Below are 24,796 nucleotides of genomic sequence, written 5' to 3'. Positions count from 1 at the left end.
GGCCTGGCTGGCCCACCCGCCGTCCGAGCCGGAAACCAGCCCGGTCTCCGGTCAGCGCGCCGACGGGGGCGACGAGCCGACCACCGGCCTCCTCGCCGGCCCGGCCGGGGCCGACGAGCCGACCCGGGTCGACCACCCGGCGGACGAACGGGACGACCAGCGGCGAGAGCCCTGACCCGCCGCCTGCCCGCGCCGGCCTTCTCCACCGCTCCGGCGGTGCGGCCGGCGCGGGCAGGCGCATATGCTGACCGGTGGAGATCTCGCCTCCGCCGGCCGGCCCGTCCCGCCATGGCGGCCCCGCCGCGATTCCCGTCTCTACCCCGTCAGGAGCCCGTCCGACATGACCCAGTCCCCCGCCGTGCGTACCACCGGTCGGTCCGGTCCGGTCCGCATCGGCGAGCGAGCCGCCCGTACGCTCGCCACCGAGCTGGCCCGGATCAACGATCCCAAGGTCGCCCTCCTGGTCGGCGCGAGCCCGGAGTCCGCGGTGCTGGCCGCCGCGATCGAGGCGCTGCTCCCCGGTGACCGGCTCACCGTGGTACCCGCCGAGTCGTCCGGCGTCACCGCGCTCCGCGAGCACGTCGCCGCCCAGGGCCGGTGGGTCGCCGACCGGGTTAGCGTGATCGACTCGCTGGCCGAGGCCGAGGCCGCCGGGGTGGTCATCGCCGGCGAGGCGTTCACCGGCACCGCCGAAGACACCCGCAACACCATCGAGACGCTGGTCAAGCACCTGGCCGACGGCGGGGTGTTGAGCGTCGCCACCACCGCCACGCCCGGCCGGACCACCGGCGCGGCGGCGGAGCTGGTTCGACAGGACGCCCTCTACGGCGTCGGCACGGACCTGGTGCTGCGTAACTCACCGCCGGTCCGGATCTACCGGCTGCGGTTCACCCCGGCCAGCCCGGCCGCGGCCGACCGGTTGGCGCCGGCGCACCGGCCGTCGAGCGTGCCGCTGACCCGTGGCATGCACATCGACTCCAACGGGGTCGCCGCGGCGGGCATCACGCTGGGCCTGGCCGTGCTGGCCCGGGTGGCGCGCCCCTCGTCCAAGCTCTGGCTGTTGCCGGCGCTGGCCGCCGGGCCGGTGGCCGCGTTCTTCCGCGACCCGCAGCGCGACGTGCCGGAGGACCCGGCGGCCGTGGTCGCCAGCGCGGACGGGCAGGTCCTGTCGGTGCAGCGACTGCACGACGAGCGTTTCGGCGAGGGTGAGTGGCTGCGGATCGCGGTCTTCCTGTCCGTGCTGGACGTGCACGTCAACCGGGCGCCCGTCGCCGGCAAGGTGGTGGACTACTTCGTCGCCGACGGCGGCTTCGTCAACGCGATGAAGCCGGACGCCGAGCACAACGTGGCCGCGTACACAGTGCTGGACACCAGCCACGGCACTGTGGTGGTCGCGCAGCGGACCGGGTTGATCGCCCGCCGGATCGTGCAGCGCGCGCCGATCGGCGCGCTGCTCGCGAAGGGCGAGCGGTTCGGGCTGATCAGGTTCGGCTCCCGGACCGACGTGTACCTGCCGGCCGAGGCCGCCGAGCCGCTGGTCGGGCCGGGCGACAAGGTGGTCGGGGGCTCCACGGTCATCGCCCGCTGGCGCTGACCCGTCCAACGAGAAACGGGGCGCCCGCCGATCGGCGGGCGCCCCGTTCTCTGTGCGCGAATCAGGCGGTACGACGCTGCCGCAGCCAGAGCACCGGCCCGCTGACCAGGTAACCCACCACGATCAGGGCGAACGTGAGCCGAATGTCGACAAGCGCGCCGATCACCGGGGCCAGCCAGAGCCACGGCGGCAGCTTGACCAGGCGGGCGAGCTTGGCGTACGGGAAGCTGGAGACCATCGCGAAGGCGAGCAGCGCCACCCCGGCGACCAGCACGGGGCCGGGCACGGGCAGGCCGATCGCGACGGTCACGGCGAGCACCGCCGCCGCCATGGTGGTGGGCACCCCGCAGAAGAAGCGGCCGTCCTTCGGCGAGACGTTGAACCGGGCCAGCCGGATCGCGGCACATGCCGCGACCAGGGCGCAGGCCACCGCCGCCGCGGCCGTCGACACCGAGCCGGCGAGCGAGGCGTAGACCACGACCGGTGCGGCGAGGCCGAACGAGCACATGTCGGCCAGCGAATCCATCTGCGCGCCGAACGGGCTGGCCACGTTGAGCCGGCGAGCCAGCGCGCCGTCCAGGCCGTCGAAGGCGACGCAGGCGATCAGGCAGAGCGCGGCGATGCGCACCTCACCCTGCATGGCCTGGAAGATGGCGAGCATGCCGAGCATCAGGCTGGCCAGCGTGCACGCGTTGACCAGGCCGAACTTCATCCGGCGGGCGACCGTGCGCTCGCCGGGGAGCAGTGGGATCGACCGGGACGAAGCCTCGTCGGCGTGTGTCACCGGCGGCAGCGCCGGGCTGACCGGCATGACGGCCTCGATCTCCGACCGATCGACGCGGAGCGATGAGCGGCCGAGGCGGTCCAGGCCGTAGCGGCGGCGCTGCCGGTCGGCGTACCGGTGCTCGGGCAGCGCCAGGTCGGTGGTCCGCAGGTCGCCATCGCGGCGGCCCACCCGGACCAGCAGCACCTGACGGGCGAACGTGCTGCTGCGGCGCAACCGGCCCGCCCAGCGACGCCCGGCGGGGCGCGGACTGTCAGTCGTACGACGCCGGCGCCATAGGGCTCTCGGCACGTTTCCTCCATCACCGGATCGGCTGCCCGCCGTGGGGCGGGTGTCCGGCTGTCTCGTGCCGGACCTTGCGTGGCCCGGCAGCCGTTTTGCGGAGTACACCATCGCATAGGGGAACGGGACTTGGCGATAGCTGCCGGCGGTACTTATATCTGGCTTAAACCGCGCGAACCGCACTCTTGTTCCCATGCCGGGCCTCATCGCCCGTTTCCTCCACCATTCCCGCCATCGACTGTACCGGAGGGTCACCATGTCGGCTCACCGAGCGTGGGGCTATCGACCCGACTGTCCGATTGCCGAGGCAGCGATCCCGGTCAACGGCAGGTCGGCGGCCTCGACGGGGGTGAACCAGCCGGCCCGGGCCGTCGAGCCGCCGGCCGACTCGGTGACCACCGCGTCGGTAGGTACGTCCACCAGCACCCGATAGATCACTCGGACGCCGTGCCAGTCCAGCGGCCGCCCCTCCGGGCCGAACGCAGCCGGGTTGTGCAGATTGTCCACGCCGAGCAGCTCCACCACCCGGCCCAGCTGACCGCCCTCCTCGACCAGCTCACGGAGCAGCCCGGTGGTTGGCTGCTCACCGTGATCGGTGCCGCCACCCGGCAGGTGCCACCTGCCGGCCCCCGGGTAGCCGGCCGCGATCTGGGTGAGCAGGATCCGCCCGGCCGGATCGGTGACCAGCCCGTACGCCCCGAAGCGCAGCCTACGGTCGGGGTGCGCCGGCGGGAACGGCTCGGCGGGCCGATGGGCTCCGGTCGGGAGTGGGGTGACCGGCAGGCCGAGCAGCTCGGCGCTGAACGGTGCCAGCGGCAGCCGCTCCGCCTCGGCCATGGTGACCCAGCGGGCCTGGTCGGTCGGGCCGTCCCCGGCGTCACGCAGCGCGCCGCCGCGCGTGCTCAGCTCGAACGCCAACCGGTCGGTGTGCACTGCGACGTCGTCCTCCGGGTAGGTGGTCACGTCGGCGACGGCCGCCCGCAGCCGGTCCACCGTCACGGTCAGCCCGGTCTGCCCGGCGACCTCGCGCACCACGGCGTGCTCCGGATGCTCGGCATGCGCCACCGCACCCCCCGGCAACCGCCACACCCCGGGAACCTCGTCCCCACCCCGTTCCCGCACCACCAGAACCCGCCCCGAGTCCCACAGAACCCCGTAGACCCCCACACCCCGCCGCAGCTCCATCCCACTCCCCGCCCCCCGCTCCCGCCATCGCCCCGTCGATCATGAAGTTATCGCCGTCCATCTCGGCGTGTCCTGACAATAACTTCATGATCAACGCTGGGAGGGGTGGGCCGGGGAGGGGGACGGGGGTTGGGGGGTTGGGGGGTTGGGGGGGTTGGGGGGGTTGGGGGGGTTGGGGGAGGTTAGGTGAGTTGGGCGGCTTGGACGGCTTCGGCGGTTACCTCGGTGAGGTGGTGGGTGGGGAGGGCGCCCAGCTCCTCGCGGGCGAACCAGCGGGCCTCGCAGGTGGAGCCGCCCACGTCGGCCACCGTCAACGGGTTGGGCTGGTCGACCACCACCCGGTAGAACGCGCGGACCCCGTGCCAGTCGATCGGGTAGCCCTCCGGACCGAGCGAGGCGGCGTCGCGGTGGCTGGCCACGCCGAGCAGCTCGACCAGCCGGCCGGTCTGGCCGGTCTCCTCGACCAACTCCCGGATCAGCGCCGCGCCCGGCTGCTCGCCGTAGTCGGTGCCGCCGCCGGGAAGGTGCCAGCAGCCGGCGCCCGGGTAGCCGTCGGAGACCCGGGTGAGCAGCACCCGCCCCGCCGGATCGGTGCAGACCGCGTACGCGGCGAAGCGCTGCGCCCGGTGCAGCCCGTCCGGGCCGGGCACCGCGTAGAAGGAGGGGAACTCCGGCGCCTCGTCGGGCACCACGTCGGCCGAGGAGGCGGGCAGACCGAGGGCACGGGCGGTGAACGAGCGCAGCGGCAGCTGCCGGGCCTCGTCGAGGGTGTACCAGCGGGCCAGGTCTGTGGGGCGCTCGCCGACCCGGTCCGCGAGGGTGCCGCCGCGCACCGCCACCCGGTAGATCAGCCGGTCGGTGTGGATGGTGATGCCGCGCTCCGGCAGGGCCCGCATGTCGGCGAGCACGTCGGCCAGGCCCGAGACGGCGACCGAGAGGCCGGTCTCGGCTGCGGTCTCGCGGACCACAGTGTGGTTCGGGTCCTCGCCGTGGTCGACAGCCCCGCCGGGCAGCGACCACGTGCCGGGCGTGCCGGAGCGCTCCGATGCACGGATCAGCAACACTCGGCCGTCTGAGTCAGCACAAACTGCGTATGCCGCGATCCTGCGGAGCGGCTCCAGCAAGGTGGTCACGGAAGCAAATTCTCCCCGGGCCGGGTTACCGGAACGGAAAAGAGTCGGATTCCTGACTGTCTGACCCCGATCAGGGATCGGTCAGGGTAAGGATCCGGGCGGTCACCGAGGGCGGGCCGGGCATCGGCGCGGATGGTGGAGGCATGACATCCACCACCGCTCCCCACGCCCCGTACAAGCAGCTCCGGCGACCCACCACCGACCGCATGGTGGCCGGCGTCGCCAGCGGCCTCGGTCGCTACTTCGACGTCGACCCCACACTGGTTCGGGTGATCTTCGCGGTCACCGGCCTGCTCACCGGCGGGCTGGCGCTGTTCACGTACCCGATCATGTGGTTCCTGATGCCCGAGGAGCCCACCGGCGCGCCGGCCTGGCCGCACCCGGCGGGCGTGGCGCCGCAGGGCCCGCCGCCCACCGCCGGGCCCGCGCCCGGCGGTCCGGATCCGGGGTACGCCCCGACGCCGCCCTACCCGCCGGCCGCCTGAGCTGCGCTCACTCCCACTCGATGGTGCCCGGCGGCTTGCTGGTCACGTCCAGCACCACCCGGTTCACCTCAGCCACCTCGTTGGTGATCCGGGTGGAGATACGGGCCACCACCTCGTAGGGGAGTCGTGACCAGTCGGCTGTCATCGCGTCCTCGCTGGAGACGGGGCGCAGCACCACGGGATGCCCGTAGCTGCGCCCGTCACCCTGCACGCCGACGCTGCGCACGTCGGCGAGCAGCACCACCGGGAACTGCCAGACACCGCGGTCCAGGCCGGCCGCGGTCAGCTCCTCCCGGGCGATCAGATCGGCCCGGCGCAGCAGGTCGAGGCGCTCCTGGTCGACCGCGCCGATGATCCGGATCGCCAGGCCGGGACCCGGGAACGGGTGCCGCCAGACCATCGCCTCGGGCAGGCCCAGCTCCAGGCCGAGCGCCCGCACCTCGTCCTTGAACAGCGTCCGCAGCGGCTCGACAAGCGCGAACTTCAGGTCCTCCGGCAGGCCGCCGACGTTGTGGTGGCTCTTGATGTTGGCGGTGCCGGTGCCACCGCCGGACTCGACCACATCCGGGTAGAGGGTGCCCTGGACCAGGAACTCCACATCGCCGTGCGAGGCGATCTCGCGGGCGGCGGCCTCGAAGACGCGGATGAACTCCCGGCCAATGATCTTGCGCTTCTGCTCCGGGTCGGTCACGCCGGCCAGCGCGCCCAGGAACCGGTCCGCCGCGTCGACCACCTTCAGCTTGATGCCGGTGGCCGCCACGTAGTCCTTCTCGACCTGCTCCGCCTCGCCGGCGCGCAGCAGGCCGTGGTCGACGAAGACACAGGTGAGCTGGTCACCGACCGCCTTGTGCACCAGCGCGGCGGCGACCGCCGAGTCCACCCCGCCGGACAGGCCGCAGATGACCTCCTTGTCGCCGACCTGGGCGCGGATCCGGGCCACCTGCTCGTCGATGATGTTCTCGGCCGTCCACGTCGGCTCGATGCCGGCGATGTCGTACAGGAAGCGGGTAAGCATCTCCTGGCCGTGCGCGGTGTGCCCGACCTCCGGGTGGAACTGCACGCCCGCCCGGCGACCGGCGAGGTCCTCGAACGCCGCCACCGGCGCGCCCGCCGACTCGGCGGTCACCGTGAAGCCCTCGGGCGCCTCGGTGACGCAGTCGCCGTGACTCATCCAGACCGGCAGGTCGGCCGGCAGGTCGCGGAGCAGCACGCCAGGGTCGAGGAGGCGGGGGCGCAGCGGGGTGCCGCCGTACTCGCGGTTGCCCGTCCTCGCGACCGTGCCGCCGAGCGCCTGGGCCATCGCCTGGAAGCCGTAGCAGATGCCGAAGACCGGCACGTCGGCGGTGAACACGCCGGCGTCGATCTGCGGGGCGTCCGGCGCGTAGACGCTGGACGGGCCGCCGGAGAGGATGATCGCGGCCGGATTCTTCGCCAGCATCTCGGCGACCGGCATCGAGTGCGGCACGATCTCCGAGTAGACCTTCGCCTCACGGACCCGACGGGCGATGAGCTGGGCGTACTGGGCTCCGAAGTCCACCACGAGGACGGGGCGAGGCAGGCTCATGTGCACAAAGCCTACCGACAGTCACCGCCGGCCCCGGCACCGGCTCGCCCGCAGCGCGCCGCCGGGGGGAGGTCAGGGGCGCAGGGCGGCGGGAGCGTCGGCGGGAACGGCGGGATTGCGCGGCGCGACCGGGTCCACCCGGCGGTACGGGCTGCCGAGCGGAGGTCGCGGGTCGGGGTGGTCCTTGTTGGGCCAGAGGGACATGGCCCGCTCGGCCTGGGCGGTGATCGTCAGCGACGGGTTGACGCCGAGGTTGGCCGAGACCGCCGCGCCGTCCACCACGTGCAGCCCCGGGTGCCCGTACACCCGGTGGTAGGGGTCGATCACCCCGTCGGCAGGGGTGGCCCCGATCGCCGCGCCACCCAGGATGTGCGCGGTCACCGGGATGTCGAACGGCTCGGTGAGCGATCCGCCGGGCGTACCGCCGATCTCGTCGGCGAGCAACCGGGCCGCGGTGTTGCCGGCCGGGATCCAGGTCGGGTTGGGCGCGCCGTGGCCCGGGCCGGTGACCAGCCGGCGGCCGAGCACGCCACGCCGCCACCGGGTGGTCAGCGAGTTGTCCACCGACTGCATCACCAGGGCGATCACCGTGCGCTCCGACCAGCCACGCACCGAGAGCATCCGGGCGGCCAGCCCGGGCTGCCGCACGATGCTGCCCAGCCAGCGCCGGACCCGGTGCGGGCCGCCGTCGACAAGCAGCGACTGGAGCAACCCCATGGCGTTGGAACCGCGTCCGTAGCGGACCGGCTCGATGTGCGTCTGCGGGTCGGGGTGGAACGAGCTGGTGATCGCCACCCCCTCGGTGAAGTCCAGCCGTTCGGCCCGGGCGCGCTGGCGCGGCACCGACGCCCCCAGGATCGCCTCCGAGTTGGTCCGGGTCAGCTCGCCCAGACGCGGCGAGAGCCCCGGCAACGCCCCATCGGCCTTCATGGCGTGCAGCAGCCGTTGGGTGCCGAGCGCCCCGGCCGCGAAGACCACCTGGTCCGCCCGGATCACCTGGCGGCGGCGACGCAGCCAGGCACCGGTGCGGACGGTGTGCACCTCGTACCCGCCGCCGGCGGCCGGCCGGACGGCGGTCACCGTGGTCAGCGGGTGCACCGTGGCGCCAAGCCGCTCGGCGAGCCACAGGTAGTTCTTGACCAGCGTGTTCTTCGCCCCATGCCGGCAACCCGTCATGCACGAGCCGCAGTGCAGGCAGCCGGTGCGCTCCGGGCCGGCGCCGCCGAAGTACGGGTCGGCGACCCGCTGCCCGGGGCGGCCGATGTGAACGCCGACCGGGGTGGCGTGGAAGGTGTGCCCCACCCCCATCCGCTCGGCCACCGCCCGCATGGCCCGGTCCGCTCCGGTGTCCACCGGGTACGTGGTGACGCCGAGCATTCGCTTCGCCTGGTCGTAGTGGCGGGCCAGCTCGTCGCGCCAGTCGGTGATGTCCCGCCACTGCGGATCGCTGTAGAAGGCCGGCAGCGGCTCGTAGAGGGTGTTCGCGTAGACCAGCGACCCGCCGCCCACGCCGGCTCCGGAGAGCACCAGCACGCCGCCGCCGGATTGCCGGTCGGCCGGACGGAGCAGGGTGATCCGCTGGATGCCGTAGCAGCCCAGCTTCGGCGCCCACAGGAATCGGCGGGCCCGCCACGATGTCCGCGGGAACTCGTCGTCGGCGAACCGCCGGCCCGCTTCCAGCACGCCGACCGAGTAGCCCTTCTCGGCCAGCCGAAGCGCGGTGACGCTGCCGCCGAAGCCGGACCCGATGACGATCACGTCGTACCGCATGAACGCATCATTACCGGTGAGTAGCGCTCGCGCCAGCGGCAGTTTTCGCGCGATCATGCTCCGGCCGACCGACCCGGCGCCTTCCGGCCGCAACCCGGAGCACCCGTCGGAGCGTTGTTCCGGACACGGGTGGAAGGGAATTCAAGATGGTCCTCGGATCGATGGCACCACGTCGACGGTGGCTGCTGCTGGGGCTGGCGGCCCTCGCCGTCGTCGCGCTGGTCGCGGCCGGGGCGGTGGTGGTCACCCGGCTGACCGGCGACAACACGCCGGACCGCTCGGCACCGGCCGGCTCGCCGAGCGCACCACCGGCCGGCACGCCCAGCCCCAGCCCGACCGGGCCGCCGCCGGGCGCCAACATCACCGGGCCGCTGAACCTGCTGCTGGTCGGCGTGGACACCCGGGTCAGCGTGCCCGGCTGGGAGCCGCACGCCGACTCCGTGCTGGTGCTGCACGTACCCAAGGGCCTGGGCCGGGCGTACCTCTTCTCGCTCCCCCGCGACCTGCTGGTGGACATCCCGGCGTTCCCGAAGGCCGACTACGCCGGCGGCAAGACCAAGCTCACCCACGCGATGAGCTTCGGCAGCCGGGTGCCGGGCAAGCCCAAGCAGCCGAGCACCGCCCAGGGGTACGAGCTGCTGCGCAGCACGGTCAGCGGATACACCGGCCTGCGCATCGACGCCGGCGCGGTGCTCACCTTCACCGGGTTCGACCGGCTGGTGAACGCCCTGGGCGGGGTGGACATCTACGTCGACCAGCGGGTCGCCTCACTGCACCGCCGGCCCGACGGCAAGTACCGGGAGAGCGTCCCCGGCGGGTACACCGGGCCGCAGATGGTCTACGAGAAGGGCGACCGGCACCTCAACGGCTGGCAGGCCCTGGACTACGCGCGGCAGCGCTACATCACCGGCGGCGACTACGCCCGGCAGCGCCACCAGCAGCAGCTGATCCGGGCGCTGACCCGCAAGATCCTGGACGAGGGCCTGGCCCGGCAGCCGGAGCGGGTCGACCAGGTGGTCGCCGCACTGGGCGACACCCTGCTCTACGTGGGTGGTCGCCGGATCGTCGACCTGGCGTACGCGCTGGGCGGGGTGCCGGAGAACCGCTTCGTGCTGGTCGGCCTGCCCGGCTCGGGCGTCGGCAAGGGCAGCGCCTACCGCGGCGAACAGCTCACCAGCGTCGGCAAGAAGTTCATCACCGAACTCCGCGCCGGCCGCGCCGACGCCTACCTGTCCGCCCACCCAACCCTACGAGTCAAAACCTGACCCCGCCCTCCCCCGCCGCCCCGGTCCCCCCGCGCCCCGCCGCCCCGCCGCCCCGCCGCCCCGCCCCCGTTGATCTAGGGCATATCGCTGCTGTCGGAGATCAACTCACGGTTATATGCCCTAGATCGACGAGGATGGGGGCGCGGGGAGGGGGCGCGAGGGAGGGGGAGCCGGGGCTAGAGGGGCTTGGGGGTGGGGGGTTTCTTGGTGGCGTAGAGCCAGGTGTCGAAGACATCGTCCAGTTGCTTGCCGGAGACGCGCTCGGCGAGAGCCACGAACTCGGCGGTGGTGGCAGTGCCGTTGCGCTTCTCCGCCGCCCAGGTCTTGACGATCTCGAAGAACGCCTTGTCGCCGACGGCCACCCGCAGCGCGTGCAGCGTCATCCCGCCGCGCTGGTAGACCGACTCGCTGAACAGCCCGTTCACGCCGGGCTTGCCCGGTGGCGTCTTCCACACCTGCGCCGACATCTGGGCGTACCGGCTGTCGAACGCCTGCTCGGCGGTGTACTCCTTGGTGTGCTCGGCCCAGAGCCACTCCGCGTACGTGGCGAAGCCCTCGTTGAGCCAGATGTCCTCCCACTTGGCCAGCGCCACGCTGTCGCCGAACCACTGGTGGGCCAGCTCGTGCGCGACCACCTCGGTGTTCTCGCCCCGCCGGAAGAAGGCGGCGGAGTAGACCGGGCGGCTCTGGGTCTCCAGCGCGTACCCGATCCGGCTGTCGGAGACCACCACACCGCCGTACGCGTCGAACGGGTACGGCCCGAACACGCTCTCCAGGTAGTCGGCCACCTTGACGGTCTTTGCGATCGAGGCGTCCGCCGCACCCTTGGTCACCTTCGTGGTGACCGCGCTGTACACCGGCCGTCCCTTGTGCTTCCCGGTGGTGATCCGGAACTTGCCGATGACCAGCGTGCTCAGGTAGCTGGCCATCGGCGACTTCTCCGACCACTTCCAGGTGGTCCAGCCGTCCTTGCTGGTCTTGCCACCCGGCACGCCGTTGCTGACGGCTGTCACACCGTCCGGGACGGTGATCTCGAAGTCGTAGGCCGCCTTGTCCGAGGGGTGGTCGTTGACCGGGAACCAGGTGCTCGCCGACTCGGGTTGGCCCAGCGCGATCGCGCCGTCCGAGGTGTGCAGGAACCCGCCGTCGCCGAGCACCTCGTTCTTCAACGGCTTCGGCTGGCCCTCGTACCCGATCTCGGCGACGAAGCCGTTGCCCGTGATCAGGCCGACGGCTGGCTTGATCACCAGCTCGTTCTTCTCCCGGGTGTGGGGGGCCGGGGCGCCGTCCACGGTGACCGTCTTGACGGTCAGGCCGGCCAGGTCGAGGTTGAACGACGACAGGTCGGCGGTCGCGGTGGCGTGCACCGTGACCGTTCCGGTCAGCTGGTCCTTCGCCGGGTCGTAACGCACCTTGACGGTGTACCGGCCGACGTCGTAGCCACCGTTGCCGTAGGTGGGGAAGTAGGTGTCACCGACTCCGGCCGCGCCGGGGGCGAAGGTCCGCGACGGCGTCGGGGAGGCACCCGCGGACGGCGTCGCCTCCGGGGTCGCGGAGTCGCATCCGGACAGTGCGAGCGCCGCGGTCACCAGCAGACCGGCACCCACCCGCAGCCTGTGCCCCGTCACCCACATCACGAGCCCTCCCCCGTACGGTGGCGGCCCGCGCCGCCCCACGCGAACGGCGTCCGCCCGCCGACCGCAGGGCGGCAGCCTATCGACCGACCATCACGGCCCCGTCACGGCAGGGTGGGCGCCGCACCGCCCACCAACCAGGCGTCGAAGAGTGGGCGCAGCTGGCGATTCGCCACCCGCTCGGCCAGCGCGACGAAGTCGGAGGTGGTGGCGTTGCCCGCCGCCCGCTCGGCGGTCCAGGTACGCAGGATGCGGAAGAAGGTGTCGTCTCCGACGGTCCGGCGCAGCGCGTGCACGGTGAGCGCTCCGCGTTTGTAGACGGCGGTGCCGAACATCCGCTCCCGGCCCGGTTCGACCGACGGCTGCGACCAGTCGGTCGCCGCGTACTGGAGCTCGAAGTTGCGCTGCGCGGTACGCCCGCCGTCGTGCTCCTCCCACAGCCACTCGGCGTAGCTGGCGAAGCCCTCGTTCAGCCAGATGTCGCCCCACCTGCTGAGCGAGACGCTGTCGCCGAACCACTGGTGGGCCAGCTCGTGCGCGACCACGCCCGGGTTGGGCCGGTCGTCGTCGAAGAAGGCTGGCCCGTAGACCGGGCGGGACTGGGTCTCCAGCGCGTAGCCGATCCGGTCGTCGGCGACGACGATCCCGCCGTACGAGTCGAACGGGTACGGACCGAAGCGGCTGGCCAGGAAGTCGACGATCTCGCCGGTGCGGGCCAGCGAGTCGGCCGCGCCACCGGTCGCCGGCAGGCTCGCCGCCACGGCGGTGACCATCGGCCGGCCGGCGTGGCTGCCACTCGCCACCCGGTAGTCGCCGATCACCAGCGTGGTCAGGTAGCTGGCCATCGGGGTGCGCTCCGACCAACGCCAGGTGGTCCAGCCGTCGGCGCTGGTCTTCGGCCCGGGCACCCCGTTGCTGAGCGCCGACAGGCCGTCCGGGACGGTGACCGCGAGGTCGTAGCTGGCCTTGTCGGACGGGTGGTCGTTGACCGGAAACCAGGTGGCGGCGGAGTCCGGCTGGCCCAGGGCGACCGCCCCGTCGGCGGTGTGCAGGAAACCACCGCTGCCCAGTTCCCCATCGGCGATGGCGGTGGGTACGCCCGCGTACTCCACCGCCACAGTGAACGGCCGGCCGCGGGACAGCCCGTCGTGCGGAGTCACCAGCAGCTCGCCGTCGTCGCGGCGGTGCTCGGCGCGGGCGGCGTCGACGGTGACGGTGCTGACCTCGAGCCCGGCCAGGTCCAGGTTGAACCGGGACAGGTCCTGGATGGCGGTCGCCGTGATGGTGGCCCGGCCGGTCAGCCGGTCGGTCGCCGGGTCGTAGCGGACGTCCAGCCCGTAGTGCGTGACGTCGTAGCCGCCGTTGCCACGGCCCGGGACGTACGGGTCTCCGGCGTCGGCGGCACCGGGCCGGAACCCGTCGTCGTCGCGGGTGCAGCCGGCCGCGGCCACCGCGATCGCACAGGCAAGCGTGGTGACGGCGGCGGCGAGCCGGCGGCGGGCCGGCGACCGTCCGGTCAGGACCATGCACACTCCTCCTGCGGCCTCCCGGGTCACGACGAGCCTAGCCAGCACCACCGGGCAGGAAGCCCGTATCGAAGACCATCATTTGCTTTCGTCGAATCCGACAAAAGTTGGCTCTGATCAATACTTTCTTTCGGCTTCGACCGACGTTAGTGTCTGCCACCAGGATGTAACGCGCTCGGAACATTCACGCCGGTCGCGTTCGGACGGGACGACCGTCCCGTTGCACACGCCGTGACGGCGGCGTGGACCTGCCCCTTCGACCTCGCGGCACCCGCACGCTCGCGGCCCGTCGGGAAGGCGGAACGGTCGCTCGACGGCGCTCCGCGGACCTGACCCCTCGTCGCACCTCTGCTGATCGACATCGACGGCGACCGCCGTCGCGAAAGGTGGAACAGATGCCAGATCACCACGCACCCGACGCCTCCTCCCCCGGCCGGCTCAGCCGCCGGTCACTGCTCGCCGCGTCCGCCGGCGCGGCCGCCGCACTCGGCGCGGCCGGCCTGCCGGTCCTCGCCACCGGCACCCCGGCGCTCGCCCACCCCAAGGACAAGGGGAAGAGCAAGCTTCGGGTCGAGCCGCTGATCCCGTCGAGGAACCGCGGCATCATCCTCTACAGCGTCCGGGACCGCATCACCGCCGCGCCCGACGACAGCGGTGTGCCGTACGGCTTCGAGCGGGTCCTCGCCCGGCTCGCCGAGATCGGTTACAAGGAGATCGAGTTCGCGGGCTACACCCAGAGCACCGAGATCCTCGGCCGGCAGATCACGCCGCGCGAGATCCGCAAGATCCTCGACGACAACGGCCTGGTGGCCAACGGCACCCACGCCTCGATCCAGGCGGCCACCTTCCAGCAGCAGTTGGACATCGCCGAGGAACTCGGCATGAAGAACATCGGCACCGGCAGCGACCCGACCAACAGCGCGTACAAGGCCGACTGGGACGCCGCCGCCGACACCTGGAACGAGCTGGGCCGGCAGGCCCGGGCCCGGGGCATGCGGCTCTACACGCACAACCACGATGTCGCGTACAGCTTCCTGCTCGACTCCGGTCCGCTGGACGACCAGGGCCGGCCCACCCGCTCCTCCGGCGTCCGGCGGCTGGAGTACTTCTTCGGCAGGACCGACCCCCGGTACGTCTTCTTCGAACTCGACATCTACTGGGCCTACGTGGCCCGCTACAAGCACCAGAAGTACGTCGACCCGGCGGGCCGCGAGGTGACCGACCTGTTCGACCCGATCCTCACCGTGGCCGACCGGACCACCCGGTTCCCGCTCTTCCACGCCAAGGACGGCGACCGGGACACCAGCGTGCCCAACGGCTACCAGATGACCCCGCTGGGCGAGGGTGACCTCAACTTCCAGCAGTTCTTCCAGACCATCGGCGAGCGGGACTTCCACCACGCCAACTGGGAGATGGACACCGCCCCCGGCGGCGCCGCCAACCGCGGCCAGTCGCTCGACTTCGCGGCGACCAGCTACCGCAACATGTCCGACCTGACCATCTACCTCAGGAAGTGACGCCGGCGCGGCCCGAGTTCACCGAGGGCTGACGCCCCCGGTACGACGGAGGCCGGCCCCGCAATGTGGCGGGGCCGGCCTTCCGGCGTACGGGAGACGGGTCAGCGGTCGAGGACCAGACCGACCTTCTGGAACTCCTTGAGGTCGCGGTAACCGCACTTGGCCATCGCCCGGCGCAGCCCGCCGAACAGGTTGAGCTGGCCGTCGGCCTCGTCGGCCGGCCCGAAGAGCAGCTGCTCCATCGAGCCGATCGGCTCGCCGGCCACCTCGAACGCGCCACGGGGCAGCGACGGGTGACTGGCCGCCGAATGCCACCAGGCACCACCGGCGGGCGCCTCGTCGCAGAGCGACAGCGGTTCCCCGAGCATCACCGCGTCCGCGCCGCAACCGAGCGCCTTGGCGATGTCACCCGAGGTCTGGATGTCGCCGTCGGCGATCAGGTGCACGTACCGGCCGCCGGTCTCGTCGAGGTAGTCCCGGCGGGCCGCCGCGGCGTCGGCGATCGCGGTGGCCATCGGCACCCGGATGCCCAGCACCGACTCGGTGGTCGACCACTCGTCGCCGCCGATGCCCACGATCACGCCGGCCGCGCCGGTACGCATCAGGTGCAGCGCCGTCTTGTAGTCAGTGCAACCGCCGACGATCACCGGCAGGTCGAGGTCGGCGATGAACTCCTTGAGGTTCAGCGGCTCGTCGGTGGTCGACACGTGCTCGGCCGAGACGATGGTGCCCTGGATGACCAGGATGTCCACCCCGGCGTCCAGGATCACCGGCGCCAGCGCCAGGGTGTGCTGCGGGGACACCCGCACCGCCACCGTGCCTCCACCGGCGCGCAGCTCGCGTACCCGCTCAGCGATCAGGTCCGGGCGGATCGGCTCGGCGTACACCTCCTGGAGCCGCTTGGTGGCACGGGCTTCCTCGTCGAGGCCGGCCAGCTCCTCCAGCACCTTTGTCGGGTTCTCGTAGCGGGTCCACAGCCCCTCGACGTTGAGCACGCCGAGGCCGCCGAGCTCACCGAGCCGGACCGCCGAGGCCGGGCTCATGGTGGCGTCGGAGGGGTGCCCGACACACGGGATGCCGAAGGGGTACGCGTCGAGCTGCCAGGAGGTCGAGACGTCGTCGACGTCCCGGGTCCGGCGGCTCGGCACGATGGCGATGTCGTCCAGGTGGTAGCCGCGCTGCGCGGTCTTGCCCAGCCCGATCTCGACCACGTCACGCATGGGGGACTCCAGGTGGTTGGGGGTGGTGGGTCAGCGGGTGTGGTAGTTGGGCGCCTCGACGGTCATCTGGATGTCGTGCGGGTGGCTCTCCTTCAGGCCAGCCGCGGTGATCCGGATGAGCTGGCCACGGCGGTGCAGATCGGGGATGTTCTCCGCACCGGCGTACCCCATGGCCAGTCGCAGACCGCCGACCAGCTGGTGGGCGACCCGGGAGAGCGGCCCCCGGTAGGGCACCTGACCCTCCACGCCCTCCGGGACCAGCTTGTCGTCGCTGAGCACGTCCTGCTGGAAGTAGCGGTCCTTGCTGTACGACTTGGCCTGGCCCCGGGACTGCATCGCGCCGAGCGACCCCATCCCGCGGTACGTCTTGAACTGCTTGCCGTTGACGAAGATCAGCTCGCCGGGGCTCTCCTCGCAGCCGGCCAGCAGGCTGCCGAGCATCACCGTGTCGGCGCCGGCCACCAGGGCCTTGGCGATGTCACCGGAATACTGGATCCCGCCGTCGCCGATCACCGGTACGCCGGCCGGACGGGCGGCCCGAGCCGCCTCCATGATCGCGGTCACCTGCGGCACGCCGACCCCGGCGACGATCCGGGTGGTGCAGATCGCTCCCGGCCCCACGCCCACCTTGACGCCGTCGGCGCCGGCGTCGACAAGCGCCTTCGCGCCGGCGTACGTGGCCACGTTGCCGCCCATGATGTCGACAGTGACGTCGGCCTTGAGCCGGCGGACCATGTCCAGCACGGCCCGCTGGTGACCGTGCGCGGTGTCCACGATCAGCACGTCGACGCCCGCGTCGACCAGGGCACGGGCCCGCTTGTAGGCGTCCTCGCCCACACCGATGGCGGCGGCGACCCGGAGTCGGCCGGCGTCGTCCTTGCTGGCGTCCGGGTACTGCTCGCTCTTGGTGAAGTCCTTGACGGTGATCAGGCCGCGCAGCCGGCCCGCGTCGTCGACGATCGGCAGCTTCTCGACCTTGTGCTGACGCAGCAGCGCCAGGGCGTCGTCCTTGCTCACGCCGACCCGGGCGGTGACCAGCGGGGTGTGCGTCATGATCTCGCGGACCGGGGTGTCCGGCTCGGAGACGAAACGCATGTCCCGGTTGGTGACGATGCCGACCAGCTGCCCGTCGCCGTCCACCACCGGCACGCCCGAGATGCGGTAACGCCCGCACAGCTCGTCCACCTCGCGCAGCGTGTCGTTCGGGCTGGCGGTCACCGGGTTGGTGATCATGCCGGACTCGGAGCGCTTGACCAGGTCGACCTGGAGCGCCTGGTCCTCCATGGAGAGGTTGCGGTGCAACACGCCGATGCCACCCTGTCGGGCCATGGCGATCGCCATCCGCGCCTCGGTCACCGTGTCCATCGCGCTGGACAGCAGCGGAATCGACAACTCGACGTTGCGGGTGAGCTTCGTCCGGGTGTTGACCCGGCTGGGCACCACGTCCGACTCGCCCGGCTGCAGCAGCACGTCGTCGAAGGTGAGCCCGAGTGGAACCACCCGGGCCGAGCCGGCCGGCAGCTCGGGCAGGTGGCCGCCCAGCTCGGCGTGCTCGGCGCCGGCCGGAAGGTCGGTGCTGGGCGAATTTTCCACGATTGCTCCCCTGAGCTGCTCGGATGGGCTTCAGCGAGGTGGCGCGGGCGGGCACCGGAACGCGCCATGGTGCCGGCGCGTCGTCCCATCGTACCCAGTGAGCTGGGCGACTCCTGCGGTGGCGGGCCGGCCCGGCGCGGGGCCGGGGGCGGACGCTCCCACCGTCTTGGGTCTACGGTGAGGGGGTGCACGACGAGCCCATCGACCCGTTCAACGGCGACCCGGCCGATCCGACCGCGGGGCTGGACGATCCGGGCGACGACGCGACGCCGGATCCGCTGACCGACGTCGAGCGGCAGGATGTGCTGGAAGACCTCGCCGACCTGGAGATCTACCAGGCGCTGCTGGCGCCCATCGGGGTCCGCGGGCTGGTGATCGAGTGCGAGGACTGCCGGGAGCCGCACTACTTCGACTGGGACCTGCTCCGGGGCAACCTGCGACACCTGCTCAACTCGGGCCGGCCGCGGGTGCACGAGCCGGCGTACGACCCGGACCCGGACCACTACGTGACCTGGGACTACGCCCGCGGGTACGCCGACGGGGTGCACGACACCCTGACCGAGGGCACCGAGGACGAACCGGGCACCCCCACCGCCGCCGAATGAGTCGCGTCCCGACTCCGCGTTCCGGCCGGCAAGATCGTGCTGCAACGAGGATGTAGTGACCTCCCTGGTCCGGGAAGCCACTACATCCTGGATCGAGCACGATCAGCGGGGCTGGTGCGAGCGGGGGTCAGGCGACCAGCCCGGCGCGGAACCCGGCGGCCACCGCGTGCGCCCGGTCCCGGGCGCCCAGCTTGCGGAACAGCCGACGGGCGTGGGTCTTGACGGTGTCCTCCGAGACGAACAGCTCCCGGCCGATCTCCGCGTTGCTCTTGCCCTCGGCCATGCCCAGCAGCACCTGGAGCTCCCGCTCGGTGAGTCCGATGGCCCGGGCAGGCCGGGCGGCAGGGGCGGGGCGGGCGGGGTCGGTCTGGTCCGCTTCCGGCTCACCGGTCGCCGACTCGGCCTCGTCGTCGCCCCGCTGCACGGGTACCGACGGCACGCCCGCCGGCCCCTCGCCCGGGGCGGCGCCCCAGCCGGGCTCGCCCGAGCCGCGCAGCGACGGCGCGGAGCGCCCGCCGACCGCCGCGGTGTCCCGGGCCGGGTCGGTGACCCGTTGCCGGGACGCCCGGCCGGGCGCGGTGAGCAGCAGCAGAGCCTTGGCCACCGCGCTGGTCAGGTCATGGTCGGCGTTCTGAATGAGGCCCCGGGCCCCGGCGCTGATGGTGGCCGCCGCCGCCTCGGACTCCTCGGCGCCGAGCAGCACGACCGCGGCCTGCGGCGCGCGGGCCAGGACCCGGCGGACGAAGCCCGCGCTGTCCGGCCGGGTGAGGGCCGTGTCAGCCAGCACCACGTCGGCCGGCCGCTCGGCCAGCCGCAGCATCACCTCGGGATCGGAGACTGCGGTACGAACGATCGCGGACAACCCCAGCCGCGCCGCGGCTGAAGTCAGGTGCTGGGCCGCGAGTGGTGTCCGAACGCACACAAGAACGGTACGCACTGTGATCTCCTCTCCGCCAACGAGCAGACCATGACGGGGTCGGCTGGGGAGGGGGTTCCCGGCAATCCTCCGAACTTTTCCGACAGATAGGGCAAAAGCCGCAACTTCCGGGGCGTTCCCGATCACAGACGTGTGAGTTGGGGACAGCCCGGGTACCGAGAAGTCCAGGCCGGGAACGGTGCGCCTGCGCGGCCCGCCGCCCGGAAGCCGGCCACAAGGATCTCGCGGTGCCGCGCGGGAGGAGGGGTGCTGATGTCGAACGTACGTAGACTGCCCGGACCCATCGTCGATCTCTGGGACTGGCAGCGGCTCGGTGCCTGCCGAGGGCGGGACAGCGCTCAGTTCTTCCACCCCGACGGTGAGCGGGGTTCCTCCCGGCTGCGTCGGGAGTCCGCCGCCAAGACCGTCTGCCGCGCCTGCCCGGTCCGGGCCGAGTGCGCCGCGCACGCGCTGTCGGTCCGCGAGCCGTACGGCGTGTGGGGCGGCTTCAGCGAGTCGGAGCGGCTGCGCCTGCTCGCCGTCGGCTGGGAGGACCTGGCGGACCGCCGGCAGACCCGGGTCGACGTGGCCCGCCTGGAGGCCCGGCTGGGCCGCCCGCACAAGTCCACCGTCCCGGCCCAGCGCAACGTCGCCTGAGCGGTCCCACCTGCGCGACACCGACACCGACACCGACACTCGCCGCCGCGCCCCGTCACCGGGGCGCGGCGGCGACGCCTACCCAGACATCCGGGAGCTTGCCGCGAAAGGGGTATCGGCCCGCGTGGTGGAATGAGCGGGTGGAAATACGGGAAATGCGGGCGTTCGTCGCGGTCGCTGAGGAGGGGAGCCTGTCCGCGGCCGCGCGCGGATTGCACGTCAGCCAGCCCGCCCTGTCGCAGAGCATGAACGCCTTGGAGCGACAACTCGGCGTGCAGTTGCTGATTCGTGGCAGCACGGGAGTGCGGGCCACCGAGGCGGGCATGACGTTGCTCGACGAGGCTCGCGCGGTGCTCGCCCGGCACGACCAGGCAGTCGCCGCCGTCGCCCGGCACACCTCCGTCGGCGCCAGCGTGCTCAGACTCGGGATCCCGCTGGAACTCCCCACCGACCTGCTCTCCCGACCGCTGGCCGACCTCGCCGCGGCCTACCCGGGCACCCGGGTGCAGGCTCGCCACATGTCCACTGCGGCGCAGGTCGCCGCACTGCGGGCCGGCGGCATCGACGTCGGACTGGTCCGGGAACACCCGGTCGGCCCGGACCTGGACGCTGTGCTGGTCATCGAGGAACGGCTGGGTGTGCTGCTGGCCACCGAACAGGCCGCCAAGATCGCCGGGCCCGCCGGGATTCGCCTGGACGCGTTGGCCGGGCTGAGCTGGGTGGGCTTCCCTCGCGCCGGGAGCCCCGCCTGGTACGACGAACTCACCGCGATCCTGCGCAGCCATGGGCTCGATCTCGGGCCCGCCGCGCCGGAAGGACAGGAACTCATCCCCGCGGTGAAGCTCGCCGCCGTGACCGCCGGCGCAGCCTTCGCGTTGGCGCCACCCGACTGGTCACCACCGATTCCCGACCCGGTCACCTGGTCACCACTGGTCGGGCATCCCCTGGTCCGGCGCACCTGGGCGGCCTGGCCGGCCGACTCCCACCGGCGCGACCTCGGTCATTTCATCGCCGCGCTGGAACTGCGGGGCCCGGAGTAGCTCCGGCAGCCGCACGACCGCTGTGCTTATGGCGACCATAAGCAGCCCGCAGAGGGCGATGGGAAACGCTGAGCCCCTGGACGACTTGCACCCACTGGTCGGGACAGCCCCGACCGAAGCCGCCGATTGGCGGAACTGAATGTGGGTGGAGAAACGATGACAGACCTTCGAGGAAAATCGGCGCTGGTGACCGGTGGCAACAGCGGCATCGGCAGGGCGACCGCGCTGGCGCTGGCCACGCTCGGTGCCCACGTGGTGATCACCGGGCGGGACGAGACCCGGGGCGGCGACGTGGTCCGGGAGATCCGTGCGGCAGGCGGACGGGCGGACTTCCTCGTCGCCGATCTGCGTGACGAGGCGTCGGCCCGGTCCCTGGCCGCGCGGACCAGGGAGCTGGTCGGGCAGGTGGACGTACTGGTCAACAATGCCGGTATCTACCCGTTCGGCCCCACCGAGCAGACCACCGAGCAGGACTTCGACTCGGTGTTCGCGCTGAACGTGAAGGCCCCGTACTTCCTGGTCGCCGAACTCGCGCCAGAGATGGCGAAGCGCGGCCACGGCGTGATCATCAACCTGACGACCATGGTCGCCGAGTTCGGTCAGGCGGGGATGAGCCTCTACGGGTCGAGCAAGGCCGCGCTGGTCCTGCTCACAAAGTCCTGGGCCGCCGAGTACGGGCCGCAGGGCGTCCGGGTGAACGCGGTCAGCCCCGGCCCGACCCGCACCGAGGGCACCGCCGGCATGGGGGACAACCTTGACCAGCTGGCCACCATGGCACCGGCCGGCCGGCCCGGCTCAGCCGAGGAGATCGCTGAGGCGGTCGCCTTCCTGGCCACCGATCGGTCGAGCTTCGTGCACGGCGCGGTGCTGCCCGTCGACGGTGGACGCATCGCCGTCTGAGGTGCCCGGCACCACCTCGCGGCCCGCTTCACGGTGCTCCGACCGTGGGGCGGGCCGCGGCCAGCCGAGTTGGGGCGCCCCGTGCGTGACCGGCGGTCGCGGCACTACGGGAAAGACCGTCAGCGGGACCGGAGCGACGCGGCGTGTTGTTCGACGACCGTCAGCACCACCCAGGCCACCGCACTGAGCCAAACCGCCACCAGCGGCGGCAGTCCCCCCAGCGCGACCACCAGCGCGACGAGCCCCACCCCGGCCTGAGCCAGCGCGACCCGGCGGCTGACCGACAGACTGATTCCCCGGTAGATGATGACGCAGCCGACGATCATCGCCAGCTGACTCCCGCCCAGCAGCCGCCCGGCCACGTCCTGTCCGGGCCCTCGGTGGGCCCCCGCCTCCTCCGCCGCCAACTCGACGGCGACGCCCGCGGTCACGATCGCCGCGTAGACCAGCAGGTGTCCGTAGGCGTAGAGGTAGCTCCGGACCACCGCCTGTCGCCCGGCGCGCAGCGCCCTGTTCCCCGCCTCGCTGTCGAACGTGGCGATGAAGTACACCCACCACACCCCGCTCGCGATGACGAAGCCGCCAATCCCGATCACCACCGAGACACCCCGCCAACCCGTGGCGTCGATGCCGTTCGCGACCGACAGGACCGCCTCCCCGAGCACGACGATTGTGAACAGACCGAACCGCTCGGGCATGTGGGACTTCTGCGTCGGCGCCCGGCCCACCAGTGCGTAGGCCAGTGGCCCGGCGATAGTGGCGTTGACGACGAGTGCGACGCCCCAGATGCCGTACTGCACGGGTGGGGACACCAGGAGCGAGCCGCACCAGAGCCCGGCGGCGGCCAGGAAGCCGGCGGCGTTCCACCAGCAGAATTCCCGTGCCTCGACATCGAGCCAGCCCACGACCACGTACATCGCGGTGAGCAGCGCCAGCAGCAGCGCGTAGATCACCGCGAAGCGGCTGGCGTTCGCAGCGGCCTCACCGGGGAGGGAAGCTGCCAACGCGAGGACCCCGAGCATCGCGGTCAGCTGTGCCAGGCGGCTCGGCGGACGGTCGTCGTCGAAGAGATCGGCGAAATAGGAGAAGCTGAACCACAACCACCAGATCGCGCTGATCAGACCGGCGAAGACCAGCACTCCGTGGGCCGTCGGATCGTCCACCAGCCGCTGACCGAGCCGGAGCACCGCGACCACGAACACCAGGTCGAAGAAGAGCTCCAGCCAGCTGGCCCGGCGCGCCACGCCGTAGCCATGGATCAGGGAGCGCCTGCCGCCACGCCCTGCCTCCACCAGCTGAGGTTAGCGAGGACCGGTGACCGGTTGACCCCGGTTCGCCGGCACGCGACCGCAATCAGCGGACGGTGACGGTGACCGTGTGCCAGCCGGTGGCGCCGTCCGGGACGACGCCCTGCGTCCGCTCGGTCTGGGTCGCACCGGTCGCGTCGGTCGCCCGGACCTGGAGCCGGTGCTCGCCCGGCGTGGCGTCCCAGCGCCACGACCACTGCACCCAGGTGTCCACCGACACCGTCGGGGCCAGTTCCGCCTCCTGCCAGGGCCCCCCGTCGACGCGTACCTCGACCCGGCGGATGCCCCGATGCTGCGCCCACGCCACCCCGGCCACGGTGACCGGGCCGGTGGTGAGCCGGTTGCGCGCCCGGGGCGCGTCGATCCGCGACTGGGTCTTGATCGGCCCCTCGACGGACCAGCCCCGCGGCACCCAGTACGCGTCGAAGTCGGCGAACCGGGTCAGCTCCAGCTCGGTCACCCATTTGCAGGCGGACACGTAGCCGTAGAGGCCGGGCACCACCACCCGGACCGGGAAGCCGTGCTCGACGGGCAGCGGCTCGCCGTTCATGCCGATCGCCAGGAGCGCGTCCCGCCCGTCGCGGAGCGCGGCGGTGGGGGTGCCGCACGTCCAGCCGTCGACCGACCGGCCGACGACCTGGTCGGCGTCCGCCTCCGGCTCGACCTCGTCCAAGAGTTCGCGCAGGGGTACGCCGAGCCAACGGGCGTTGCCGATCAGGTCCCCGCCCACCTCGTTGGAGACACAGGCCAGCGTGATGTACCGCTCGACCAGCGGCCGGGCCAGCAGGTCGGCGTAGCTGTAGGTGCGCTCGGTACGGACCCGCCCGTGGATCCGCAGCCGCCAGGTCGCCGGGTCCACCTGCGGCACCACCAGCGCGGTGTCGATCCGGTAGAACCCGAAGTTCGGGGTGACGTACGGCGCGAGCTGGGCCATCGAGAGGTCCGCGCCCGCCGGCAGGGCCGGTGCGGGGGCGACCGGCGCGGGCAGCCGGATCGCCTCCCGAGCGGCGGACACACCGCGTCGACCGGCCAGCCAGCGCCCGCCGAGGCCGGCCACAGTGGCCGTGCCGAGCAGCACCCCGGCGCCGGTGAGGAACCGTCGCCGTGACTCCGCGTCGACCCCCTCACCCGGCGCCGGCCCGATCGGCGCGGCCGGCTCCGGCGGCACTGCGGGAGTCACCGGCACCGGCAGGTCCTCCGAAGTCACCGGGCCGGCCGGCGACTGCGGTGCCTCCGCGCGGGGCGCGGTCGGCGTCGGCGGCGACCAGGGCCAGGGGTCCAGCTCCAGTGGGCCGGCGATGAACAGCCAGAGCACAAGGGCACCGAGAACGCCGCCGACCAGCGACGGCAGCGCGTCGGCGGCGTCCGCGCCGGAACGGGTCAGCGCGGCGGCCACTCCGACTGCGGCGAACGCCGCGATCCCGGCCAGGCCGAGGGCCAACCGGCGCACCGCCAGCACCCCGAGCAGCGCGGCGAACGCGCCCAGCAGCAGCGCGGTGCCGACCAGCAGGGCGATCTTGTCGGCGGTGCCGAATATGTCGATGGCGAGCTGCTTCAGCGACTCCGGGACGGCGTCGACGACCACCCCGCCGACCGCGACCAGCGGCGCCGACCGGGGCCCGGTCAGCACCGCCACCGGTTCCGCGATCCCGATCGCGATGGCGGCGGCGGTGACTCCGGCCAGCGCGGCGTACCGGTGCGACGTGGTGCTCATCGGCCCAGTGTGCGCGATCAACTCGCCAGGTCGCCAACCATGTCAGCGTCTGGTAATGATCCGGAGACGGACCGGGGCACACCGCCGTACGACGGTGTGCCCCGG

At 72.4% G+C, this 24,796-nt stretch carries 20 protein-coding genes; 8 read left to right on the top strand and 12 right to left on the bottom strand.

Annotated elements, in window-relative coordinates:
* Positions 1–340 precede the first annotated feature (340 nt).
* On the top strand, positions 341–1,594 hold the full coding sequence (locus GA0070607_RS16660) for a phosphatidylserine decarboxylase (RefSeq protein WP_089019029.1): 1,254 nt from the start codon (positions 341–343) through the stop codon (positions 1,592–1,594).
* A 61-nt stretch (positions 1,595–1,655) separates the two neighbouring features.
* On the opposite strand, the gene GA0070607_RS16655 is transcribed toward GA0070607_RS16660, so the two are convergent.
* From GA0070607_RS16655 to GA0070607_RS16645, 3 genes are all read right to left on the bottom strand, one after another.
* Positions 1,656–2,594, bottom strand: coding sequence for a CDP-alcohol phosphatidyltransferase family protein (locus tag GA0070607_RS16655; RefSeq protein ID WP_089019028.1), 939 nt, complete (start codon positions 2,592–2,594; stop codon positions 1,656–1,658).
* A 345-nt stretch (positions 2,595–2,939) separates the two neighbouring features.
* Positions 2,940–3,845, bottom strand: a complete 906-nt coding sequence (locus GA0070607_RS16650; protein WP_089019027.1) for an NUDIX hydrolase — start codon at positions 3,843–3,845, stop codon at positions 2,940–2,942.
* Positions 3,846–4,027: 182 nt separating this feature from the next.
* Complete coding sequence (locus GA0070607_RS16645) at positions 4,028–4,978, bottom strand: NUDIX hydrolase (protein WP_089019026.1); 951 nt, start codon at positions 4,976–4,978, stop codon at positions 4,028–4,030.
* A 143-nt stretch (positions 4,979–5,121) separates the two neighbouring features.
* Between GA0070607_RS16645 and GA0070607_RS16640 the strand changes: the two genes are divergently transcribed.
* Entirely contained in the window at positions 5,122–5,463 is a 342-nt protein-coding gene (locus GA0070607_RS16640; protein ID WP_089019025.1) for a PspC domain-containing protein, read from the top strand.
* A gap of 7 nt (positions 5,464–5,470) precedes the next feature.
* On the opposite strand, the gene guaA is transcribed toward GA0070607_RS16640, so the two are convergent.
* On the bottom strand, positions 5,471–7,027 hold the full coding sequence (guaA, locus tag GA0070607_RS16635; RefSeq protein ID WP_089019024.1) for a glutamine-hydrolyzing GMP synthase: 1,557 nt from the start codon (positions 7,025–7,027) through the stop codon (positions 5,471–5,473).
* 72 nt (positions 7,028–7,099) lie between these two features.
* Positions 7,100–8,797 carry an FAD-dependent oxidoreductase gene (locus GA0070607_RS16630; RefSeq protein ID WP_089019023.1) on the bottom strand — a complete coding sequence of 566 codons (1,698 nt, stop codon included), beginning with the start codon at positions 8,795–8,797 and terminating at the stop codon, positions 7,100–7,102.
* A gap of 146 nt (positions 8,798–8,943) precedes the next feature.
* Between GA0070607_RS16630 and GA0070607_RS16625 the strand changes: the two genes are divergently transcribed.
* Positions 8,944–10,062, top strand: a complete 1,119-nt coding sequence (locus GA0070607_RS16625; RefSeq protein WP_089019022.1) for an LCP family protein — start codon at positions 8,944–8,946, stop codon at positions 10,060–10,062.
* A 176-nt stretch (positions 10,063–10,238) separates the two neighbouring features.
* On the opposite strand, the gene GA0070607_RS16620 is transcribed toward GA0070607_RS16625, so the two are convergent.
* Together GA0070607_RS16620 and GA0070607_RS16615 are read right to left on the bottom strand one after the other, a co-directional pair.
* Positions 10,239–11,696 (bottom strand): M1 family metallopeptidase, encoded by a 1,458-nt coding sequence (locus tag GA0070607_RS16620; protein WP_089019021.1) that lies wholly within the window; start codon positions 11,694–11,696, stop codon positions 10,239–10,241.
* A gap of 104 nt (positions 11,697–11,800) precedes the next feature.
* Positions 11,801–13,222 carry a M1 family metallopeptidase gene (locus GA0070607_RS16615; protein WP_089019020.1) on the bottom strand — a complete coding sequence of 474 codons (1,422 nt, stop codon included), beginning with the start codon at positions 13,220–13,222 and terminating at the stop codon, positions 11,801–11,803.
* 395 nt (positions 13,223–13,617) lie between these two features.
* Here GA0070607_RS16615 and GA0070607_RS16610 point away from each other — a divergent pair, with 395 nt between their 5' ends.
* Positions 13,618–14,739, top strand: coding sequence for a sugar phosphate isomerase/epimerase family protein (locus GA0070607_RS16610; RefSeq protein WP_089021888.1), 1,122 nt, complete (start codon positions 13,618–13,620; stop codon positions 14,737–14,739).
* 101 nt (positions 14,740–14,840) lie between these two features.
* Here GA0070607_RS16610 and GA0070607_RS16605 read toward each other — a convergent pair whose 3' ends face one another.
* The gene (locus tag GA0070607_RS16605; RefSeq protein WP_089019019.1) at positions 14,841–15,959 is read right to left on the bottom strand and encodes a GuaB3 family IMP dehydrogenase-related protein; all 1,119 of its coding nucleotides are present in this window, start codon (positions 15,957–15,959) and stop codon (positions 14,841–14,843) included.
* Between the two features lie 30 nt (positions 15,960–15,989).
* On the bottom strand, positions 15,990–17,552 hold the full coding sequence (gene guaB, locus GA0070607_RS16600) for an IMP dehydrogenase (RefSeq protein ID WP_089019018.1): 1,563 nt from the start codon (positions 17,550–17,552) through the stop codon (positions 15,990–15,992).
* A 185-nt stretch (positions 17,553–17,737) separates the two neighbouring features.
* On the opposite strand from guaB, the gene GA0070607_RS16595 reads away from it, so the two are divergent.
* On the top strand, positions 17,738–18,157 hold the full coding sequence (locus GA0070607_RS16595) for a DUF5319 domain-containing protein (protein WP_089019017.1): 420 nt from the start codon (positions 17,738–17,740) through the stop codon (positions 18,155–18,157).
* Positions 18,158–18,284: 127 nt separating this feature from the next.
* Here GA0070607_RS16595 and GA0070607_RS16590 read toward each other — a convergent pair whose 3' ends face one another.
* Positions 18,285–19,094 (bottom strand): helix-turn-helix transcriptional regulator, encoded by an 810-nt coding sequence (locus GA0070607_RS16590; RefSeq protein ID WP_089019016.1) that lies wholly within the window; start codon positions 19,092–19,094, stop codon positions 18,285–18,287.
* A gap of 252 nt (positions 19,095–19,346) precedes the next feature.
* On the opposite strand from GA0070607_RS16590, the gene GA0070607_RS16585 reads away from it, so the two are divergent.
* The 3 genes from GA0070607_RS16585 (at position 19,347) to GA0070607_RS16575 (ending at position 21,670) form a co-directional block, all read left to right on the top strand.
* A complete protein-coding gene (locus tag GA0070607_RS16585; protein WP_089021887.1) occupies positions 19,347–19,730 on the top strand; it encodes a WhiB family transcriptional regulator in 384 nt (127 codons plus the stop codon).
* A 140-nt stretch (positions 19,731–19,870) separates the two neighbouring features.
* Positions 19,871–20,770, top strand: a complete 900-nt coding sequence (locus tag GA0070607_RS16580; RefSeq protein ID WP_197701104.1) for a LysR family transcriptional regulator — start codon at positions 19,871–19,873, stop codon at positions 20,768–20,770.
* 156 nt (positions 20,771–20,926) lie between these two features.
* Positions 20,927–21,670, top strand: a complete 744-nt coding sequence (locus GA0070607_RS16575; RefSeq protein ID WP_089019014.1) for an SDR family NAD(P)-dependent oxidoreductase — start codon at positions 20,927–20,929, stop codon at positions 21,668–21,670.
* Between the two features lie 119 nt (positions 21,671–21,789).
* Here the strand turns inward: GA0070607_RS16575 and GA0070607_RS16570 are convergent, their stop codons facing one another.
* Together GA0070607_RS16570 and GA0070607_RS16565 are read right to left on the bottom strand one after the other, a co-directional pair.
* Positions 21,790–22,962 (bottom strand): low temperature requirement protein A, encoded by a 1,173-nt coding sequence (locus GA0070607_RS16570; RefSeq protein ID WP_157743171.1) that lies wholly within the window; start codon positions 22,960–22,962, stop codon positions 21,790–21,792.
* Between the two features lie 61 nt (positions 22,963–23,023).
* Positions 23,024–24,691, bottom strand: a complete 1,668-nt coding sequence (locus GA0070607_RS16565) for a molybdopterin-dependent oxidoreductase (RefSeq protein WP_089019012.1) — start codon at positions 24,689–24,691, stop codon at positions 23,024–23,026.
* Positions 24,692–24,796: the final 105 nt, after the last annotated feature.

Source organism: Micromonospora coriariae (genome assembly GCF_900091455.1).
Taxonomy (GTDB): Bacteria; Actinomycetota; Actinomycetes; order Mycobacteriales; family Micromonosporaceae; genus Micromonospora; species Micromonospora coriariae.
The sequence above is the reverse complement of the archived record's forward strand: the minus strand, read 5'-3'. Positions and strand labels throughout refer to the sequence as shown.

Bases quoted from the DNA above. Each gene is read 5' to 3' on its own strand.
- GA0070607_RS16660 (WP_089019029.1), top strand. From the start codon at position 341: ATGACCCAGTCCCCCGCCGTGCGTACCACCGGTCGGTCCGGTCCGGTC.
- GA0070607_RS16650 (WP_089019027.1), bottom strand. From the start codon at position 3,845: ATGGAGCTGCGGCGGGGTGTGGGGGTCTACGGGGTTCTGTGGGACTCG.
- GA0070607_RS16640 (WP_089019025.1), top strand. From the start codon at position 5,122: ATGACATCCACCACCGCTCCCCACGCCCCGTACAAGCAGCTCCGGCGA.
- guaA (WP_089019024.1), bottom strand. From the start codon at position 7,027: ATGAGCCTGCCTCGCCCCGTCCTCGTGGTGGACTTCGGAGCCCAGTAC.
- GA0070607_RS16630 (WP_089019023.1), bottom strand. From the start codon at position 8,797: ATGCGGTACGACGTGATCGTCATCGGGTCCGGCTTCGGCGGCAGCGTC.
- GA0070607_RS16625 (WP_089019022.1), top strand. From the start codon at position 8,944: ATGGTCCTCGGATCGATGGCACCACGTCGACGGTGGCTGCTGCTGGGG.
- GA0070607_RS16620 (WP_089019021.1), bottom strand. From the start codon at position 11,696: ATGTGGGTGACGGGGCACAGGCTGCGGGTGGGTGCCGGTCTGCTGGTG.
- GA0070607_RS16615 (WP_089019020.1), bottom strand. From the start codon at position 13,222: ATGGTCCTGACCGGACGGTCGCCGGCCCGCCGCCGGCTCGCCGCCGCC.
- GA0070607_RS16610 (WP_089021888.1), top strand. From the start codon at position 13,618: ATGCCAGATCACCACGCACCCGACGCCTCCTCCCCCGGCCGGCTCAGC.
- GA0070607_RS16605 (WP_089019019.1), bottom strand. From the start codon at position 15,959: ATGCGTGACGTGGTCGAGATCGGGCTGGGCAAGACCGCGCAGCGCGGC.
- GA0070607_RS16585 (WP_089021887.1), top strand. From the start codon at position 19,347: ATGTCGAACGTACGTAGACTGCCCGGACCCATCGTCGATCTCTGGGAC.
- GA0070607_RS16575 (WP_089019014.1), top strand. From the start codon at position 20,927: ATGACAGACCTTCGAGGAAAATCGGCGCTGGTGACCGGTGGCAACAGC.
- GA0070607_RS16565 (WP_089019012.1), bottom strand. From the start codon at position 24,691: ATGAGCACCACGTCGCACCGGTACGCCGCGCTGGCCGGAGTCACCGCC.